This is a genomic window from Methylobacterium sp. V23 (assembly GCF_002917135.1).
GTDB lineage: Bacteria > Pseudomonadota > Alphaproteobacteria > Rhizobiales > Beijerinckiaceae > Methylobacterium.
Genome location: NZ_PDHT01000031.1, coordinates 23133 through 40068 on the forward strand (window position 1 = coordinate 23133; position 16936 = coordinate 40068).

At 71.5% G+C, this 16936-nt stretch carries 19 protein-coding genes; 9 read left to right on the forward strand and 10 right to left on the reverse strand.

Translation table 11 applies throughout. The features are described from left to right. Nucleotides 1-30: 30 nt before the first annotated feature. Complete coding sequence (locus tag CRT23_RS22185) at nt 31-1041, reverse strand: LacI family DNA-binding transcriptional regulator (RefSeq protein ID WP_055951757.1); 1011 nt, start codon at nt 1039-1041, stop codon at nt 31-33. 205 nt (nt 1042-1246) lie between these two features. Here CRT23_RS22185 and CRT23_RS22190 point away from each other — a divergent pair, with 205 nt between their 5' ends. The 5 genes from CRT23_RS22190 to denD all read left to right on the forward strand — a co-directional run bounded on the left by CRT23_RS22190 (nt 1247) and on the right by denD (nt 6629). Then, the gene (locus CRT23_RS22190; protein WP_055951677.1) at nt 1247-2563 is read left to right on the forward strand and encodes an MFS transporter; all 1317 of its coding nucleotides are present in this window, start codon (nt 1247-1249) and stop codon (nt 2561-2563) included. Nucleotides 2564-2627: 64 nt separating this feature from the next. Then, nucleotides 2628-3545 carry an L-threonate dehydrogenase gene (gene ltnD / locus CRT23_RS22195; RefSeq protein WP_103711832.1) on the forward strand — a complete coding sequence of 306 codons (918 nt, stop codon included), beginning with the start codon at nt 2628-2630 and terminating at the stop codon, nt 3543-3545. Between the two features lie 15 nt (nt 3546-3560). Continuing rightward, nucleotides 3561-4358, forward strand: a complete 798-nt coding sequence (otnI, locus tag CRT23_RS22200) for a 2-oxo-tetronate isomerase (RefSeq protein WP_103711833.1) — start codon at nt 3561-3563, stop codon at nt 4356-4358. Further along, a complete protein-coding gene (gene otnK, locus CRT23_RS22205) occupies nt 4355-5644 on the forward strand; it encodes a 3-oxo-tetronate kinase (protein WP_103711834.1) in 1290 nt (429 codons plus the stop codon). Before otnI ends, otnK begins: the two co-directional genes overlap by 4 nt. A 25-nt stretch (nt 5645-5669) precedes the next feature. After that, nucleotides 5670-6629 carry a D-erythronate dehydrogenase gene (denD, locus tag CRT23_RS22210; protein WP_103711835.1) on the forward strand — a complete coding sequence of 320 codons (960 nt, stop codon included), beginning with the start codon at nt 5670-5672 and terminating at the stop codon, nt 6627-6629. A 90-nt stretch (nt 6630-6719) separates the two neighbouring features. On the opposite strand, the gene CRT23_RS22215 is transcribed toward denD, so the two are convergent. The 8 genes from CRT23_RS22215 to mdcA are packed head-to-tail and all read right to left on the reverse strand — an operon-like array spanning nt 6720 to nt 13884. Beyond that, on the reverse strand, nt 6720-7724 hold the full coding sequence (locus CRT23_RS22215; protein ID WP_103711836.1) for an aldo/keto reductase: 1005 nt from the start codon (nt 7722-7724) through the stop codon (nt 6720-6722). Between the two features lie 25 nt (nt 7725-7749). After that, nucleotides 7750-8673: an acyltransferase domain-containing protein gene (locus tag CRT23_RS22220; protein ID WP_103711837.1), complete on the reverse strand. Its 924-nt coding sequence runs from the start codon at nt 8671-8673 to the stop codon at nt 7750-7752. A gap of 13 nt (nt 8674-8686) precedes the next feature. After that, nucleotides 8687-9520: a triphosphoribosyl-dephospho-CoA synthase MdcB gene (gene mdcB, locus CRT23_RS22225; RefSeq protein WP_103711851.1), complete on the reverse strand. Its 834-nt coding sequence runs from the start codon at nt 9518-9520 to the stop codon at nt 8687-8689. Nucleotides 9521-9568: 48 nt separating this feature from the next. Beyond that, a complete protein-coding gene (gene mdcG, locus CRT23_RS22230) occupies nt 9569-10228 on the reverse strand; it encodes a malonate decarboxylase holo-[acyl-carrier-protein] synthase (protein WP_103711838.1) in 660 nt (219 codons plus the stop codon). After that, nucleotides 10221-10979: a biotin-independent malonate decarboxylase subunit gamma gene (gene mdcE, locus CRT23_RS22235; RefSeq protein WP_103711839.1), complete on the reverse strand. Its 759-nt coding sequence runs from the start codon at nt 10977-10979 to the stop codon at nt 10221-10223. Before mdcE ends, mdcG begins: the two co-directional genes overlap by 8 nt. 1 nt (nt 10980) lies before the next feature. Beyond that, nucleotides 10981-11913, reverse strand: coding sequence for a biotin-independent malonate decarboxylase subunit beta (locus CRT23_RS22240; RefSeq protein WP_103711840.1), 933 nt, complete (start codon nt 11911-11913; stop codon nt 10981-10983). Further along, nucleotides 11913-12224, reverse strand: coding sequence for a malonate decarboxylase acyl carrier protein (gene mdcC, locus CRT23_RS22245; RefSeq protein WP_055951647.1), 312 nt, complete (start codon nt 12222-12224; stop codon nt 11913-11915). The genes CRT23_RS22240 and mdcC overlap by 1 nt, the downstream gene beginning before the upstream one ends. A 13-nt stretch (nt 12225-12237) precedes the next feature. Beyond that, entirely contained in the window at nt 12238-13884 is a 1647-nt protein-coding gene (gene mdcA / locus CRT23_RS22250; protein ID WP_103711841.1) for a malonate decarboxylase subunit alpha, read from the reverse strand. Nucleotides 13885-14106: 222 nt separating this feature from the next. Between mdcA and madL the strand changes: the two genes are divergently transcribed. The 4 genes from madL to CRT23_RS22270 all read left to right on the forward strand — a co-directional run bounded on the left by madL (nt 14107) and on the right by CRT23_RS22270 (nt 16542). After that, on the forward strand, nt 14107-14571 hold the full coding sequence (gene madL / locus CRT23_RS22255; RefSeq protein ID WP_103711852.1) for a malonate transporter subunit MadL: 465 nt from the start codon (nt 14107-14109) through the stop codon (nt 14569-14571). A 4-nt stretch (nt 14572-14575) separates the two neighbouring features. Next, complete coding sequence (gene madM / locus CRT23_RS22260) at nt 14576-15340, forward strand: malonate transporter subunit MadM (protein ID WP_055951637.1); 765 nt, start codon at nt 14576-14578, stop codon at nt 15338-15340. A 50-nt stretch (nt 15341-15390) separates the two neighbouring features. Further along, on the forward strand, nt 15391-16077 hold the full coding sequence (locus tag CRT23_RS22265; RefSeq protein WP_103711842.1) for a GntR family transcriptional regulator: 687 nt from the start codon (nt 15391-15393) through the stop codon (nt 16075-16077). A gap of 198 nt (nt 16078-16275) precedes the next feature. Next, complete coding sequence (locus CRT23_RS22270; RefSeq protein WP_055951634.1) at nt 16276-16542, forward strand: hypothetical protein; 267 nt, start codon at nt 16276-16278, stop codon at nt 16540-16542. Between the two features lie 132 nt (nt 16543-16674). Here the strand turns inward: CRT23_RS22270 and CRT23_RS22275 are convergent, their stop codons facing one another. Next, nucleotides 16675-16917: an oxidase gene (locus CRT23_RS22275; RefSeq protein WP_245436481.1), complete on the reverse strand. Its 243-nt coding sequence runs from the start codon at nt 16915-16917 to the stop codon at nt 16675-16677. Nucleotides 16918-16936: the final 19 nt, after the last annotated feature.

The following is a 16936-nucleotide window of genomic DNA, read 5'->3' on the forward strand; positions in this document are numbered from 1 at the left end:
ACCTTCAGGTCACCGGAGGGCGGGGCGATCTCAGGCGGTGGCGCCCGCGATCAGTTCGTAGCCGAGATCGACGGTCTCGGCCGGGCCGTCGGCGGCGAGGCGCTCGGCGGCGGCGGCGCCGATTTCCAGGCGCGGCGTGCGGATGGTGGTCAGTGGCTGCGGCAGGGCGGCGGCGATGTCGAGGGCGTTGAAGCCGAACAGGGCGAGGCGTCCCGGCACCGCGATCCCGTCCGTCAGGCAGTGGAAGTAGCCGCCCAGCGCCATGTCGTCGTTGGAGAAGTAGACCGCGTCGAGGTCGGGCCGGCGGGCGACCAGCCGCGCCAGGGCTTCCCGCCCGGCCGCGGCCGAAGACGGTCCGGACGCGATCTCGCGCTCCGCCAGGGGACAGCCCGCCTCCTGAAGGGTTTCGCAGAACCCCGCGAGCCGCTTGGCGGCGCGGAGATCCTGCGTGATGTCGTGGCCAACATAGCCGATGCGTCGGTAGCCCCGCTCCAAGAGGTGCCGGGCGCTGTCGCAGCCCACCGCCCGGTTCGAGAATCCCACCACGATGTCGAGTCCGGCCCCGTCGGTGTCGATCATCTCGACGATGCGGATGCCGCTCGCCCGCAGGCGGGCGAGCGCGCCGGGCGTGTGCTCCAGACCGGTGACGATGAGGCCGGCAGGACGCCAGGAGAGGAGGGCGCCGATCAACGCCTCCTCGCGCTCGGGGTCGTAATCGGAGACCCCGATCACGCTCTGGAAGCCGCCGCGGTCGAGGACCGCCGTGGCGCCCCGCAGGAGGTCCGGAAACACGATGTTGGTGAGCGACGGGATCACGATGCCCACGAGCTTGGCCCCCGCCGTGGAGCCGGAGCCTGCCAGCATGCCGGCGAGGCGGTTCGGGACGTAGCCCAGGCGGGCCACCGCCTCCGCGACCCGATCCTGCGTAGCCTTCGAGAACGAGCCCTGGTTGCGCAGGACGCGCGAGACCGTGCTCTCGCCGACACCGGCTTCGCGGGCCACGTCGGACAGGGTCACGAGTCGGCGCTCGGGCTCCTGCAGGGACCTCTGGACGTTCATCGTCGACCTTCATCTCTGGTCCCGGGCTGCACAGCCCATAGCAAGCTTAGTTGAGCACAACAATCAGATTGGCAGCGCTGCCAACATCTGTTACGCAAGATGCAAGCGCTGCCAAGACGAGTAGTGCCGCGATAAGATGGTGCAACGCCAGAACGGCGACGCGCAAAGCGCGCCGGCAGGAGGAAACATGAGCGTGCAGGCCGCAACCGCGCGGGGCGTCGATGCGCCCGCAGCGGATTTCGTCGAACAGACCTATCGCAAAGTGTTCTGGCGGCTCGTGCCGTTCCTGATGCTCTGCTACGTGGTCGCCTATCTCGACCGCGTCAACGTGGGCTTTGCCAAGCTGCAGATGTCCCAGGAGCTCGGCTTCAGCGAGACCGTCTACGGCCTGGGCGCCGGCCTGTTCTTCATCGGCTACTTCCTGTTCGAGGTTCCCTCGAACGTGATCCTGCACCGGGTCGGTGCCCGGGTCTGGATCGCCCGCATCATGATCACCTGGGGCATCATCTCCGCCGGGTTCATGTTCGTGAACTCGGCCACCTCGTTCTACATCATGCGCTTCCTGCTCGGCTTGGCCGAGGCCGGCTTCTACCCGGGCGTGATCCTCTACACCACGACCTGGTTCCCGGCCCATCGCCGCGCCCGCGTGATCGCGGTGTTCATGTCGGCGATTCCCGTTTCCGGCATCTTCGGCAACCCGCTCTCCGGCTGGATCATGGACGCCTTCAACGGCGCCTACGGCCTGTCCGGCTGGCAGTGGATGTTCGTGGTCGAGGCGGTGCCGGCGGTGCTGGTGGGCCTCGCGGTGTTCTTCTACCTCGACAACCGTCCCTCCGAGGCCAAATGGCTCAATCCGGCGGAGCAGCAGGTCATCGAGCGCGACATCGCCGCCGACGGCGCCGGCAAGGAACAGAGCCCGCATTCCATCGCCACTGTGTTCCGCAACGGCCGGATCTGGTTCATGAGCCTGATCTACTTCGCCTTCGTCACCGGCCAGTACGGCCTGACCTTCTGGATGCCGACCATCGTCAAGGCCTCGGGCATCCAGGGCAACCTGAACATCGGCCTCGTCAGCGCGATCCCGTTTCTGTTCGCGGTCTTCGTGATGATCCTGCTCGGCCGCAGTTCCGACCGGATGCGCGAGCGGCGCTGGCACCTCATCGTCCCCGCCCTCTGCGGCGCGGTGGGCTTCGTGGTCGCCGCGAGTGCGGGCAGCACCGTCGTGGCCATCGCGGCGCTCGCCGTGGCCGCCGGCGGCGTGCTCACCTGCGCGCCTCTGTTCTGGTCCCTGCCCACCGCTTTCCTCAGCGGCGCCGGGGCGGCCGCCGGCATCGCGCTGATCAACTCGGTGGGCAACCTCGCGGGCTTTGCCAGCCCCTACGTCATCGGCGCCCTGCGGGATTCCACCGGCAGCACCGCCGCCGGCATGTATGCCCTCGCCGGCATGCTGGTGATCGGCGCGGTCTGCGTGTTCGTTACTCCGAAGCACGTGGTCAATCGCTGAACCGCCGACGCCGGCGGGTCAGCCCCGCCGGCTTCTTTCCCGACAGGATACCCGACAGGTCCCCATGAGCAGCAACACCCAGACCCTGCGCGCCGCCGTCATCGGCCTCGGCTCCATGGGCGCCGGCATGGCCGGCGCGCTCCTCAGGGCCGGCTTCCAGGTTTCGGCCTGCGACGTGAACGCGGACGCCGTCGCGCGCTTTGCCGCGACCGGCGGGCGGGCGGCGGCGAACCCCGCGGCGGCGGCCGAGGGCGCCGACGTGGTGGTCTGCGTCGTGGTTAACGCCGCCCAGACCGAGGCCGTGCTGTTCGGGCCCGGCGGCGCCGCCGAAACCATGCGGGCGGGCGCGGTGTTCGTCTCCTCCGCCACCATGGACCCGGCCGTCGCCCGGCGCCTCGCGGCGCGTCTGGAGGAGACCGGCCGCCACTACCTCGACGCACCGATGAGCGGGGGCGCCGTGCGCGCAGCCGAAGGCGAACTCACCTTCCTGGCCTCCGGCACCAAGGCGGCCTTCGACGCGGCGCGCCCGGCCCTCGTGGCCATGGCCGGCAAGCTCTACGAGCTCGGCGACGCGGCCGGGCAGGGCGCCGCCTTCAAGATGATCAACCAGTTGCTCGCGGGCGTGCACATCGCCGCCGCCAGCGAGGCCATGAGCTTTGCCGCGAAGCAGGGCCTGGACCTCCGCAAGGTCTACGAGGTGATCACGGCCTCGGCCGGCAATTCCTGGATGTTCGAGAACCGCATGCCGCATGTCCTCGACGGTGATTACAGCCCGAAAAGCGCGGTCGACATCTTCGTCAAGGATCTCGGCATCGTGCAGGACATGGCGCGGGCGGAAAAGTACCCCGTACCGGTCGCAGCCGCCGCGCTGCAGATGTTCCTGATGGCGTCCGGCTCCGGCATGGGCCGGGACGACGACGCCTCGGTGGCCCGCCTCTACGCGCAGGTGGCCGGGGTCACCCTGCCGTCGTCCAAGGCCTGAAGGGAAACCGAGCCCATGCCGCGCTTTGCCGCCAATCTCACCCTGATGTTCACCGAACACGCCTTTCTCGACCGCTTCGCGGCGGCGGCGCAGGCGGGCTTCACCGCCGTGGAGTTCCTGTTCCCCTACGACCATCCGCCCGAGGCCATCGCCGAGCGTCTGGCGCGGTTCGGGCTGACCCAGGCCTTGTTCAACCTGCCGCCGGGCGACTGGGCGGCGGGCGAGCGTGGCCTCGCCGCCCTGCCGGATCGGTTCGCCGAGCTGCAGGCGGGCGTCGAGACCGGCCTGACCTACGCGCAGGCCACGGGGGTCGCCCGGGTTCACCTCATGGCCGGCATGGCCGATGCCGCCGATCCCCAGGCGCAAGCGGCCTATCGCCGGGCCGTGGCCTGGACGGCCGAGCGCGTGGCGCGCGAAGGGCTCGACCTTGTGCTGGAGCCGATCAACGCCCGCAACATGCCGGGCTATTTCCTCAACGACTTCGGCGACGCCGCCCGCCTGATCACGGACCTCGCCCTGCCGAACCTGAAGCTTCAGTTCGACCTCTACCACTGCCAGATCCTGCACGGGGACGTGACCACCCGCCTGCGCGACCTGATGCCGATGGTCGGGCACGTACAGACCGCCAGCGTCCCGGCCCGGCACGAGCCCGGCACCGGCGAGATGAACGACGCCTTCCTCTTCGCCGAGCTCGACCGGCTCGGCTACGCGGGCTTCGTCGGCTGCGAGTACAACCCGGCCGCCGGCACGGAGGCGGGCCTGCGCTGGTTCGAGCCCTATCGCGCCTCGCAGGTCCGGGAGGCCGGCCGATGAGCCTCGCCCTCGGATCGGTGGCCGACGATTATACCGGCGCCTCGGACCTCGCCAACACGCTCACCAAGGGGGGGCTGCGCACGGTGCAGACCATCGGCATCCCCACCGACGACCTGGATCTGGCCGGCGTCGACGCCGTGGTGGTGGCCCTGAAGAGCCGCTCCATCCCGGCCGCGGAGGCCGTGGTGCGCTCCCGTGCGGCCGAGGCCTGGTTGCGCGGACAGGGCGCCGCCCACGTCTTGTTCAAGATCTGCTCGACCTTCGATTCCACTGATGCGGGAAATATCGGCCCCGTCCTGGACGCCCTGCGCGGCGATGCCGGCGAAACCATCGCCCTGGTCACCCCCGCCTTCCCGGAAACCGGACGTACGGTCTACCAGGGCAACCTCTTCGTCGGCGCGGTGCCCCTGAACGAAAGCCCGCTGAAGGATCATCCCCTCAATCCGATGCGGGACGCCAATCTCGTGCGGGTGCTGGGCCGCCAGAGCGCATCGCCCGTGGGTCTGGTGGATTTCGCCACCGTGGCGCGGGGCGCCGAGGCCGTGGCCGCGCGCCTCGAGGCGCTTGCCGCCGAGGGCGCTGGCGCGGCGATCGCCGACGCCGTGCGGGAGGCCGACCTCGAGACCCTGGGCATGGCGGCGCTCGGCCATCGGGTCTCGGTGGGCGCCTCAGGCCTCGGCCTCGGCCTTGCCCGCGCCCTGGTGGCAGCCGGGCGTGCCTCGGCGCCGGACAGCGCGGCGGATCTCGGCCCGCCGGTGGGCGGGCTCGCCGCCTGCCTCGCCGGCAGCTGCTCGCAGGCGACCCTCGGCCAGATCGCGGCGGCCGAGGCTCTGATGCCGGTGCGCCGCCTCGATCCCGAGCGGGTGCTCGCGGGCGAGGCCGAGATCGAGGCCGCCCTGGCCTGGGCCGGCGCGCACATCGGGGGCGGCCCCGTCCTCATCGCCAGCAGTGCCGAACCCGAGACCGTGCGGGCGCTCCAGGCCCGTCATGGCGGCGACCGGGTCGGCCACGCCCTGGAGGATGCGCTGGCCCGAATCGCGGAAGGCCTGGTGGCCCGCGGCGTGCGCCGCCTCGTCGTGGCGGGCGGCGAGACCTCGGGGGCGGTCGTGGACCGGCTCGGCCTGAAGGCCTTCCGGCTCGGTCCCGAGATCGCCGCCGGGGTGCCGGTGCTGCGCACTCTCGGGCAGGGGGCATCGGGCCCTGGCGATCCCATGCTGCTCGCTCTCAAATCGGGCAATTTCGGCGGGCGCGACTTCTTCCCCCGCGCCCTCGACCTGATGCGCTGACCCCCCATCCGGAGACAGACGACCCATGCACGCACTGATCCTCGGCGCCGCCGGCATGATCGGCCGGCGCCTCACCGACGCCCTCGCCACGCAGGGCGATGCCCGGGCCCTCACCCTGGTGGACGTGGTGGAGCCGACAGCGCCCGCAGGCTTCACCGGCTCCGTCGTCACGGCCGCCGCCGACCTCTCGACCCCAGGAGCGGCGGAGGCTGCGCTGATCGGCCGGCCGGACGTGATCTTCCACCTCGCGGCGATCGTCTCGGGCGAGGCCGAGGCCGACCTGGAAAAGGGCTATCGGGTCAACCTCGACGCGACGCGCCTGCTTCTCGATGCGATCCGCCACGCCCACGTCGCCGAGGGCTATCGCCCGCGCGTGGTCTTCACCTCGTCGCTGGCGGTGTTCGGGCCGCCGCTTCCGGGCGTCATCCCGGACGACATGATCCTGACGCCGGCCACCTCCTACGGCACCCAGAAGGCCATGGGCGAACTGCTGCTGGCCGACTACAGCCGGCGCGGTTTCCTCGACGGCATCGGCCTGCGCCTGCCCACGATCTGCGTGCGCCCGGGCAAGCCGAACAAAGCGGCGTCCGGGTTCTTCTCCGGCATCATCCGCGAGCCGCTGGCCGGCCAGGAGGCGATCCTGCCGGTGCCGGACACCGTGCGCCACTGGTTCGCTAGCCCGCGCTCGGCCACCGAGTACCTGCTGCACGCCGCCCGCATCGACCTTGCCCCCCTGGGCCTGCGCCGCAGCCTCACCATGCCGGGCCTCTCGGCGACGGTGGCCGACGAGATCGAGGCCCTGCGCCGGGTCGGCGGCGACGCGGCGGTGGCGCTGATCCGGCGCGAGCCGAACCCGGCGATCCAGGCCATCGTCGAGACCTGGCCGGAGGCCTTCGACACGCGCCGCGCCCTCGCACTGGGCTTCACGGGCGACGCGAGCTTCGACGCGCTGGTGGAACTGCATCTGGCCGAGACGCAGGGCTGAGAAACCGACGCTCGTCGGCGACGGCGCGCCTCTCTCCCGTGTGGAAGGGAGACGCGCCGTCGCCTCAGGGCGGGTTCCTGCGGGAAGCCCTCACCCCCGCGGGCGGCCCTCGATCGGGTAGGCCGGGTCGTTGTAGCCCGGCGTCGAGGGGTGGCCGGTGACGACGTGGGCGTCGACGAGGGCCTCGTCCTCGTTCGTGAAGGCGTAGCCCAGCGCACCCAGATACTCGTCCCACTGCGCCTCGGTGCGCGGTCCGGCGATGACCGAGGTGACGGTACGGTTGGCCAGCACCCAGTTCACCGCGAACTGCCCCGCCGTCAGGCCCCGTGCGGTCGCATGGACCTGGAAGGTCCGGGCGATCACCAGGGATTCCGGGCGCCACTCCGTCTGCATCATGCGAGTGTCCTGGCGGCCCGCGCGGGTGCCCTCGGGGGGCGGGGCGTCGGGGTCGTACTTGGCCGTGAGCACGCCGCGCGCGAGGGGCGAGTACGGCACGACGCCGAGGCCGTAATGGGCGCAGGCCGGGAGATGCTCGGTCTCGGGCATCCGGTTCAGGGCGTTGTAGTAGGGCTGGCTGACCACGGGCCGGTCGATGCCGAGGTCGTCGCACAGGCGGCAGATCTCGGCGACCCGCCAGGCGCGGTAGTTCGAGACACCGAAGTAGCGGATCTTGCCCTGGCGCACGAGCAGCGCGATGGCGCCGATGGTCTCGGCCAGCGGCGTGGAGTGGTCCTCCTTGTGGAGGTAGTAGATGTCGATCACGTCGGTGCCGAGCCGCCGGAGGCTGGCCTCGGCGGCGCGCAGCACATGCGCGCGGGACAGGCCCCGGTCGTTGACGCCCGGCCCCATCGGGTTGGCGACCTTGGTGGCGAGCACCCAGGCCTCGCGGTCCCGGGCGATCGCCCGGCCCACCACCTCCTCGGACCGGCCCTCGTTATAGACGTCGGCAGTGTCGAGGAAGTTGATGCCGGCGCCCCGGGCGCTCTCGATGATGCGGCCGGCGGTGGCCTCGTCGGTAGGGCCGCCGAACATCATGGTGCCGAGGCAGAGCGGCGAGACCTTGAGGCCCGAGCGGCCGAGATTGCGGTACTGCATCGTGTGCGTTTCACTCCGTTAGGGCTCAAGCCCCGTCCCTGATCCATTGGACCACACCGTCGGACCGACGAAAATCCTCCAACGCATGAACCTGCGCCTCGGGCAGGGCCGTGCGGGCCATGGTGGCGAGAGCGTGGCCGGGGCCGAGCTCGAGCACCCGGGTCGCACCGAATTCGCCGACGCCCTCGAGGCAGGCGGCCCAGTCCAGGGTCCGTGCCACCTGTGCGGCGAGCTTGGGCAGGCCCGCCTCCGGCCGGAACACCGCCGCTCCATCGAGGCCGCTGAGGAGGCGCGGGGCCGGACGCGACGGGGTCACCAGGGGGGCGGCCTGAAGGCGTTCGCGGAAGGCCTCGGCGGCTGGCGCGAGCAGCGGCGTGTGCGAGGGGATGTGAACGGGCAGGCGAACGGCCCGGGCCGCGCCCGCCGCAAGCGCCTCGGTGCAGAGGGCGTCCAGGGCTGCGACGGCACCGCCCACCACCACGCTGTCGGCGGCGTTGCGGATCGCCGGATGGCACCCATGCGCCTCGGCCATGGCGAAGGCCCGCGCGGCGGGCAGGCCGCGCAAGCCGGCGAGGCCGTAGCCGGGACCGGCCGCCGCATCCATCGCCTCGGCACGGGCGGCGGCGAGCTGCAGCACCGTCTCGGGCGCGAACAGGCCGGCACAGCCGAAGGCCGCAAGATCGCCGATGCTGTAGCCCACCACCACGGAGCGCGCGGGTTGCGCCCTCCGCACCAGGGTCCAGGCGGCCAGGCCCGCGACGCAGCACAAGATCTGCCCGGTGCGGTTGGTATGCAGGTCCTCCCCGGAGCGCACGAAATCGCGCGGGTCCTGTCCGAGGAGGGAAGTGGCGGCCGCAAAGAGGCCCTGCGCCTCCGGAAGGTCGGCGGTGAGGTCGAACATCCCGGGATGCTGGCCGCCCTGGCCGGAAAGCAGGACCGCGAGCGTCATGAGCGGTCGACGATCATGGTCGCTCCCAGGCGTCAACGAACAGCGTCATGGCCAGCAGGTCGGCCGCCCCGCCGGGGCTGAGGCGGCGGGCGACGAACGCTCGGTGCAGGGTTTGCGCGTGCGAGAACCAGTCATCCCGCGCGATGCCCCCCGCGGCGAGGAAGCGGGCGGCTTCCGCCCGTGCGAAACCGAACCCCTCCGGGCCGCCGCGATGCAGGAGGTTGGTGTCCTCGAGGGTCGCGATCAGGGCGAGGCAGGCCTCCACCCGCGCCGCCTCGGGCGATTCGGGGCGCCGGGTTCGGGCCCGGCGCAGGGCTGGCAGACCAGTGCCGTAGAGGGTCGGGAAACCGGCTGCGGCCTCGGCCGGCGCGCCCCCGACCCCGTGCCGCCGCCGCGCCCGCGCGCCCGGCGCGTGCAGCAACTCGGGCCCGTCCAGGATGGCGTCGGCGTAGCGTGCGCGGACATCGGCGCCGAGACTGCCGGCCGGGGCGCGAGGCCCCACGGCACCGGCCGCGGCGCTGAGGAGGCCGAGGCCGAAGATGGCACCCCGATGAGTGTTCACGCCGCCCGTGGCGGCTCGCATCGCCGCCTCCGCCGCGAGCCCGATGCGGCGAAGATGCGCCATCGCTGCGCCCGCAGCGCCGGCCGCGGCAAGTTCCATGAAGTAGGGCTCCAGGGCGGAGGCGCTCGCCCGGAAGGTGCCCGCATCCATGTCGGCATGGCTGCCGCTGTCCACGTGGCTGACGAGGCCGGGCTTGGGATAGGTGGCGAGTTCCAGACGCAAGCATTGGGTGGCGAGGCGGGCAATACCGTCCGGGCGGCCGACGCTCGAAGCGAAGAACCGCATCTGCGACAGAGCCGCCGGCCTCAACGAGAGGGCGCGCATCGGCATGGCTCAGGCCGCCGGCGTCAGGACGGCGCCGCGAAGGGCCGAAACGGGCCGGAGCTCCAGCCGGCCCAGGCCCTTGGCGAGGATGGTGTCGCCGGGCCCGGCCGCCTGCAGCTCGCGCCAGTTCACCGCGAAGCCGTCGGCGAGGCCGATCTCGCCGTCGAGGCCCATCGGCGCCTGCGCCGCGAGGTCGGCAAGGCCGGCGAGGAAGGCCGGGCCGACGGGCCCGGGCCAGAGCAGGTCGAGGTCGGAGGAGGCGGAGAGGTAGGGCAAACCCGTCAGGGCCTGCCAAAGCAGGCTGCCGAACACCCGGGGCACGCGACCGTGGACGGCCCCGTGCGCCAGGAGCGCGTCGAGGGTGGGTTGCCAGGTGGCGGGCGCGGCCGCGCGTGCCTCGGCCAGGGTCAGGCCGGAGCGCGGGCGCACCGCCGCGGGCGGGAGCGCGAAGCCGATGCGTCGCTTGCCGAGGGAGGGCGGCAGCGGCAGCCCGGCCGGAACCAGGGCGCCATCCTCGCCGGGCACGCGGCGACGCACGATCACCGGCCAGCCGCGCGCGGCCCAATCGGCGAGATGGGGAATCCCGTCGAGGTCCGGCCGCTGCGCCAGCAGCGGGCCCCAGGCGGCGGGCGCCACCGTGAGGAGGTCGTGGCGCGCGAGATCACGCACCCGGCGCCTCGCGCACCACCCTGTCCTGCGCCCCGCGCACCACCTGAGCCTCGCGCACCACCTGGGCGGCGATGTCGTGGGCGAGCGGGCGCCCGCCCCGTTCACGACCCAGCGCATCGCGGGTATCGACCGCCGGGCTGTCCGCGATCAGCGCGGCAATCTGGGGACCGAGGGGCTTGCCGGGGTCGAGGGTCGCCTGCACGGCCCCCGTCCGGACCATGTTGTCCAGTCCGGGCGCGAAGACCGAGGTCGAGCGGGCCATGTCCTGCAGCGTCTCCAGGGGCAGCTTGGTGACGCGGGCCACGGAGGGGAGGTCCATCACGCTCGGATGGGCGCCGGGCAGGGCCGCGAGTACGCGGGTGGCCAGGGCCGTGGCGATGAAGGCGCCGGCCGCGCTGTGACCATAGAGCAGGCCGATGGTCGGGTGACCCTGCGCGTCGGCCAGCAGCAGCGCCTTGGCGAGATGCGCGAGGTACTCGTTGAGGCCGAGGAGTTCGTCGCGCCGGCTCATGCGCTGACTGTCGGAATCGATGAGGACGAGGATAGGCCTGCCGCCACCCGCCCGCACCACGTCGAGGACGCACCCTGCCAGGAAGCAGGCGCCTTCGAGTCCGAGCGCGGTGTCGCCGTCGATACCGATCACCGCGAGGCGGCCGTCGGTCAGCGGGCCCTCGCCGGAAATCAGGCCGTCCGCCACCGTGACGGCGTGCCCCGCCGGGAAGAGCGAAGCGAGAAGGGTGTCGAGGGGCATCTTATCGCGCATGGTGCGAGCCCTCCGGCAGGCTGTCGAGCAGGGCGTCGAAACCCTCGGTGGTCAGGCTTGGGACGGCGGCGGGGTCGTTGACGCCGAGGCGGCCCCAGATCTCGGTGGCGTCCCGGGTGTCGCCGAAGCGTTCGAGGCGAGCTTCCAAGCGGGCCTGCTCGGCCTCCAGGGTGGCGAGGTCGAAGGATGGGGCTTCCGGGATCGCCGCCAAGGCGGCCTCGCGGAAGGCCCCGATCGTGTCGGCCACGAAGGCATCCGCCGCGCCGAGGAGGCGCCGGTGCTTGCCGCCCATGGTGCGCCAGACGAGGGCCCGGTCACGGGAATCGAACTCCTCGGCGCCCTTGTTGGTCTCGATCACCTCGGGACCGGAGACGCTGAGGCGTCCCCCCTCGGAGATGACGAGGTGCGCGCAGGTGCCGGCGATGAGGCCGCCGCCGCCGTAGCAGCCGGCCCGGCCCCCGATGAGACCGATAACCGGGATGCCGGCGGCGCGGACTTGGGTGATCGCCCGCATGATCTCCGCAATGGCGGTCTCGCCCGCATTGGCCTCCTGCAGGCGCACACCTCCGGTGTCGAACAGGATCAGCACGGCGGCGGGCTTCACGGCGAGGGCGGCCCGCAGCAGGCCGACGAGCTTGGCACCGTGGATCTCACCGAAGGCCCCGCCCATGAAGCGGCCTTCCTGGGCGGCGGCCAGCACGTCCCGGCCGTCGAGGCGCCCGCGTCCGACGATCATGCCGTCGTCGAAGGCGCGGGGCAGGGCGAAGAGCGGCAGGTGCGGGCTCATCTGCCGCTGCTCGGGGCCGATAAATTCCTGGAAGGTGTCCACGTCGAGGAGGCCGGCGAGGCGGGCGCGGGCGCTCGCCTCGTACCAGCTCTGGTCGCGGGGCTCGGCGGAGAGGGCGACCGGCTTCCAGTCCATCACGGCAGCTCCATCAGGCGGGCGCCCTGGGCGAGGCGCAGGGACACGGTGTCGGGGCGGGCGCCCCCGTCGTTGATGGTGATGGTCAGCCCGCCGGGCTGCCGCCGGGCCACGAAGTCCGCCACCACCGCGGCCCAGACCTCGGCGTAGCCTTTGATGGCGGTGTCGATCTCCACGTGGCAGGCGTCGGGCGCCAGGTTGCGCTCCAGCAGCACTTCGAGGTTGCCGGAGGCGACGACCCCGGTGATCGCGCTGGCCCGCGTGCCGGGGAGCGCCGTCCGGGTGGTGTGGCGGAAGCTCAGCTTCTCCATGACGCGAAATTCCTCACCAGTTCCGGAACTTGGCCGGCGGCTCGTAGAGGCCGCCCGACCACTGCACGAGGTCCTTGATCGAACGCGCGGCCAGCAGCGACCGGTCGGCGTCGAGGGGCTCGATGCCGAGATCCTCCGGCCTTCGGATGATGCCGCGGGCACGTAGGCGCTCCACCTCGGCGTGGTCGCGCCCCCGGCCCACATCGGTGTAGCCGGCCACCCCGCGGATCGCCTGCTCCCGCTCGTCCAAGGTCCGGCACAGCAGCAGGTTGGCGATGCCCTCCTCGGTGACGATGTGGGTGACATCGTCGGCGTAGACCATCACGGGGGCGAGTTCGAGGTTGAGCTTGCGCGCAAGTTCGAGGGCGTCGAGCCGCTCCACGAAGGCCGGCACCAGCTTGTCGCCGAAGGTCTCGACGAGTTGCACCACGAGCTTGCGCCCGCGCCGCAGGGCCGGGTCGCCCGTGCCGCCGGCCTCCTGCCCCGCCTTCATCCAGGTATCGGAGGGGTGGCGCCGCCCGTGCGGGTCCGAGCCCATGTTCGGCGCGCCGCCGAAGCCTGCGACGCGGTTCGTCGTCACGGTGGAGGAATGCCCCTGCAGGTCGATCTGCAGGGTCGAGCCGATGAACAGGTCGCAGGCATAGAGGCCCGCCGTCTGGCAGAAGGCGCGGTTCGAGCGCAGGGACCCGTCGGAACCCGTGAAGAACACGTCCGGCCGGGCGCGGATGTACTTGTCCATGCCGACCTCGGAGCCGAAGCAGTGGATCTGCTTCACCCACCCGGATTCGATGGCCGGGATCAGGCTCGGATGCGGGTTGAGCGCCCAATGGGTCGCAATCTGGCCCTTCAGGCCGAGGCGCTCGGCATAGGTCGGGAGCAGCAGTTCGATCGCCGCCGTGCCGAAGCCGATGCCGTGGTTGAGGCGGCGGATGCCGTATTCGGCGTAGATGCCCTTGATCGCCATCATGGCCATCAGGATCTGCGTCTCGGTCACGGCGCCGGGATCGCGGGTGAAGAGCGGCTCGACGTAGAACGGGGTGTCGGCCTCGACCACGAAGTCGACCCGGTCGCCGGGAATGTCGACGCGGGGCACCCGGTCGACGATCTCGTTCACCTGCGCCACCACCACGCCGTTCTTGAAGGCGGTCGCCTCCACCACGGTGGGCGTGTCCTCGGTGTTGGGCCCCGTATAGAGGTTACCGTCCCGGTCGGCCGAGACGCCGGCGATCAGGGCCACGTTCGGCGTCAGGTCGATGAAGTAGCGGGCGAAGAGCTCGAGGTAGGTGTGCACCGCCCCGAGCTCGATCTGACCACCATAGAGCATCTTGGCGATGCGGCCGCCCTGGGGACCCGAATACGAGTAGTCGAGCCGCCGGGCGATGCCCTGCTCGAAGATGTCGAGGTGCTCAGGCAAGACGATCCCCGACTGCACCATGTGCAGGTCGTGGACCCGGGCCGGGTCGCAGCCGCTGAGACCCCGGGCGAGGCAGTCGGCCTGCTTCTGGTTGTCGCCTTCGAGGCAGACGCGGTCGCCGGGCTGGAGGATCGCCTCCAGCAGATCGACGACCCGGGCCGCCGGCACGACCTTCCCGTCGGCGCGCGGCCGCGCTCGTGCGAGGCGCGCGTCGCGGGCGGTGCGTTCCTGACGCCAATCCATCATCCGATCCGCTCCCTCGTCACGGCCGTGTATACCGCCCAGCTCGATCGGCACCCAATGGAATGCCGATTACCGTTTTCACAGACGATCAGTATTCCAAATTGCGTTCATGTCAATCGCTTGTATACTGAAGACAATTAAAAACGAATCGCGGAATACACAGGAGTGACGTCCCATGCGCCAGGCCGCCCGAAGCTCATGTCCGACAACGCGCGAGGCCACCCGATGACCATCTTCGGCGTCGCACTGCTCGCGCTCTGCACCCTGATCGGGGTCTTCCTCGGGGACCTGCTGGGCGTCGCCCTCGGGGTGAAGGCCAATGTCGGCGGGGTCGGCCTCGCCATGATCCTGCTCATCGCCGCGCGGTCCTGGCTCCTCGCGCGCGGCAAGCTCGGACACGGGGTGAAGCTCGGGGTCGCGTTCTGGTCGACCATGTACATCCCCATCGTGGTGGCGATGGCCGCGCAGCAGAACGTGGTGGCGGCCGTGCGCGGCGGCCCCATCGTGCTCATCGCCGCCACGGTCTCGCTGCTGCTCTGCTTCGCCTGCGTCGCCCTGCTCGGCCGCTTCGGTCGGCCGGAGCCGGCGGAGGACGCTCAGATCCGCCACGGCGGCGCGGTGATCGGCGGCGCCCTCGACGACGACAACGCGGCGCCCGTCGCGCCGCCCCACTCCGTCGGGAAGGCGTGATCCCATGCTGCACATGATCGAACACGTCTTCGTCGAGCAGAGCCTGGTGGCCGCCTTCGCGGTGGTCGGTGCCCTGATGCTGGTCTCGAATTTCGCCAGCCGCCGCCTCACCGCCGGCCGGGTTCACGGCTCGGCCATCGCCATCGTCCTCGGGCTGGGGCTCGCCTACGTCGCCGGCCTCTACACCGGCGGCAAGAAGGGGGTCGCCGACCTGCCAGTCTTCGCCGGGATCGGCCTGATGGGCGGGGCGATGCTGCGCGACTTCGCCATCGTGGCCACCGCCTTCGAGGTCGACGTGGTGGAAGCCCGCCGCGCCGGGCTCCTGGGCGTTCTGGCCCTGGCGCTCGGCACCGTGATCCCCTTCATCGTCGGCGCCCTGACGGCGGTGGCCTTCGGCTACACCGACGCCGTCAGCATCACGACGATCGGCGCGGGGGCCGTGACCTACATCGTCGGGCCGGTGACGGGGGCGGCGCTCGGCGCGGACTCGGCCGTGATGGCGCTCTCCATCGCCACCGGCGTCACCAAGGCCGTGATGGTCATGGTCGGCACGCCCCTGGTGGCCAAGCTCATCGGCCTCGACAATCCGCGCTCGGCCATGGCGTTCGGCGGCCTGATGGGCACGGTGAGCGGCGTCGCCGGGGGCCTGGCCGCCACCGACCCGAAGCTCGTGCCCTACGGCGCCCTGACGGCGACCTTCCACACCGGAATCGGCTGTCTCGTCGGTCCCTCGCTGTTCTACCTCACGGTTCGGGCCATCGTGGGATGACGGACGGGGTCTCGCACGTCCTGGGCAGGGAGCGAGCCGGGGGAGAGCGGATGATGGACGAGGGTGCGATGGACGAACCGGTGGCGGAGCGCGGGCTCCTGTCGGACCAGATCCGCAACGCGCTCACCGACGAGATCGCGGCCGGCCGCCTCGCCGCCGGCACCGCCCTCGACGAGCAGGACCTCGCCGACCGCTTCGGCGCCTCCCGCACGCCCGTCCGCGAGGCCTTGCGCCAGCTCGCCTTCAACGGATTGGTGGAGCTGCGCCCGCGCCGGGGGGTCGTGGTCACACGCATGACGCCCGAGCGGATCATGGACATGTTCGAGACCACCGCCGAGTTCGAGGCGATGTGCGTCCGGCTCGCCACCTACCGGATGACGCCCCTGGAGCGCAGCCACCTGATGGACCTGCATGCGCGCTCCGGCGACATGGTCGCGGCCGGGGACGTCGACGCCTACGACACCCTGAACCGCAGCTTCCACGAGGCCCTCTACGGCGCCACGCATAACGGCTTCCTCAAGGAGCAGGCGCTGGCCCTGCGCACCCGCCTCTCGGGCTTCCGCCGGACGCAGCTGCGCCACGGGGACCGCATCCAGGGCTCGCGCGCGGAGCACGGGGCCATCCTGGCGGCGATCGCCGAGGGCGACGGCGAGGCCGCCGCCCGGCGCATGCGCGCCCACATGCTCAATGCGGCCAGCGCCCTGCGCCATTACATCGACGCCCACTCCGATGTGTGATGCAGCACACGCATAGGGGAGAGGGTATTTCCCGGAAGAAATGCGCCGAGCGCATGCATCGCGTGTTGCAGCGCACACCGTCCCGAACGCGTGCGTCGTATATCGAGATCGTACCAAGAAGAACGGCCCCCGGACATCCTGGACGTGATCCTCGAATGTTTGACGGAGACCGGACCTGTACATCTGGATACCACGACCATGAAGACTCGTCTTGCTTCCGCCGCCGCTGCCCTGGTCCTGACCCTCAGCGCTCCCGTCTCGTCCGCCCTCGCGCAGAGCTACAACGCCCCGGCCGGCATCCCCGTCACCGCCGCGCCCGGCAGCCGCGTCGTCGGTGCCTTCGATGACGTGACCACCGGTTCGATCACCCGCCGCGCGGACGATTCGGCCAAGGCCGGCAACGCCGAGCAGAACAACAAGCCCACCGCCAATTACGGCACCACCTCGGGCGGCCCGGCCTACTGAGGCGGCCCTGGGGCCACGGCCGAGGGCCGGCGCGCACAGCGCACCGGTCCGGGGCCGAGACCCACCCGAGCGGACAACGGCGGGGCGCGAGCCCCGCCGTTGTCATGCGTCGCGAGCTTCGGCGCCCGCGGCTCAGCGCGCGAGGTAATCGGTCAGCGTCATCCCGAACAGGATCGCGACCCAGAAGAACCCGACCCCCGCGAACAGGCGCACCAGGGGCGGCTCGTGGCGGACCTCCATCGAGACCAGGATGATGATCGCCGCCATGACGGCGACCACCGCGAGCTCGACGAGCCAGACCTGCTCGAACGGTCGCGTCGCCCCGAGCGCCACGTTCACGGCGAGCAGCGCCAGGAGCGCCAGGAAGGTGCGCACCGGCGTGCGCAGGCGGCGC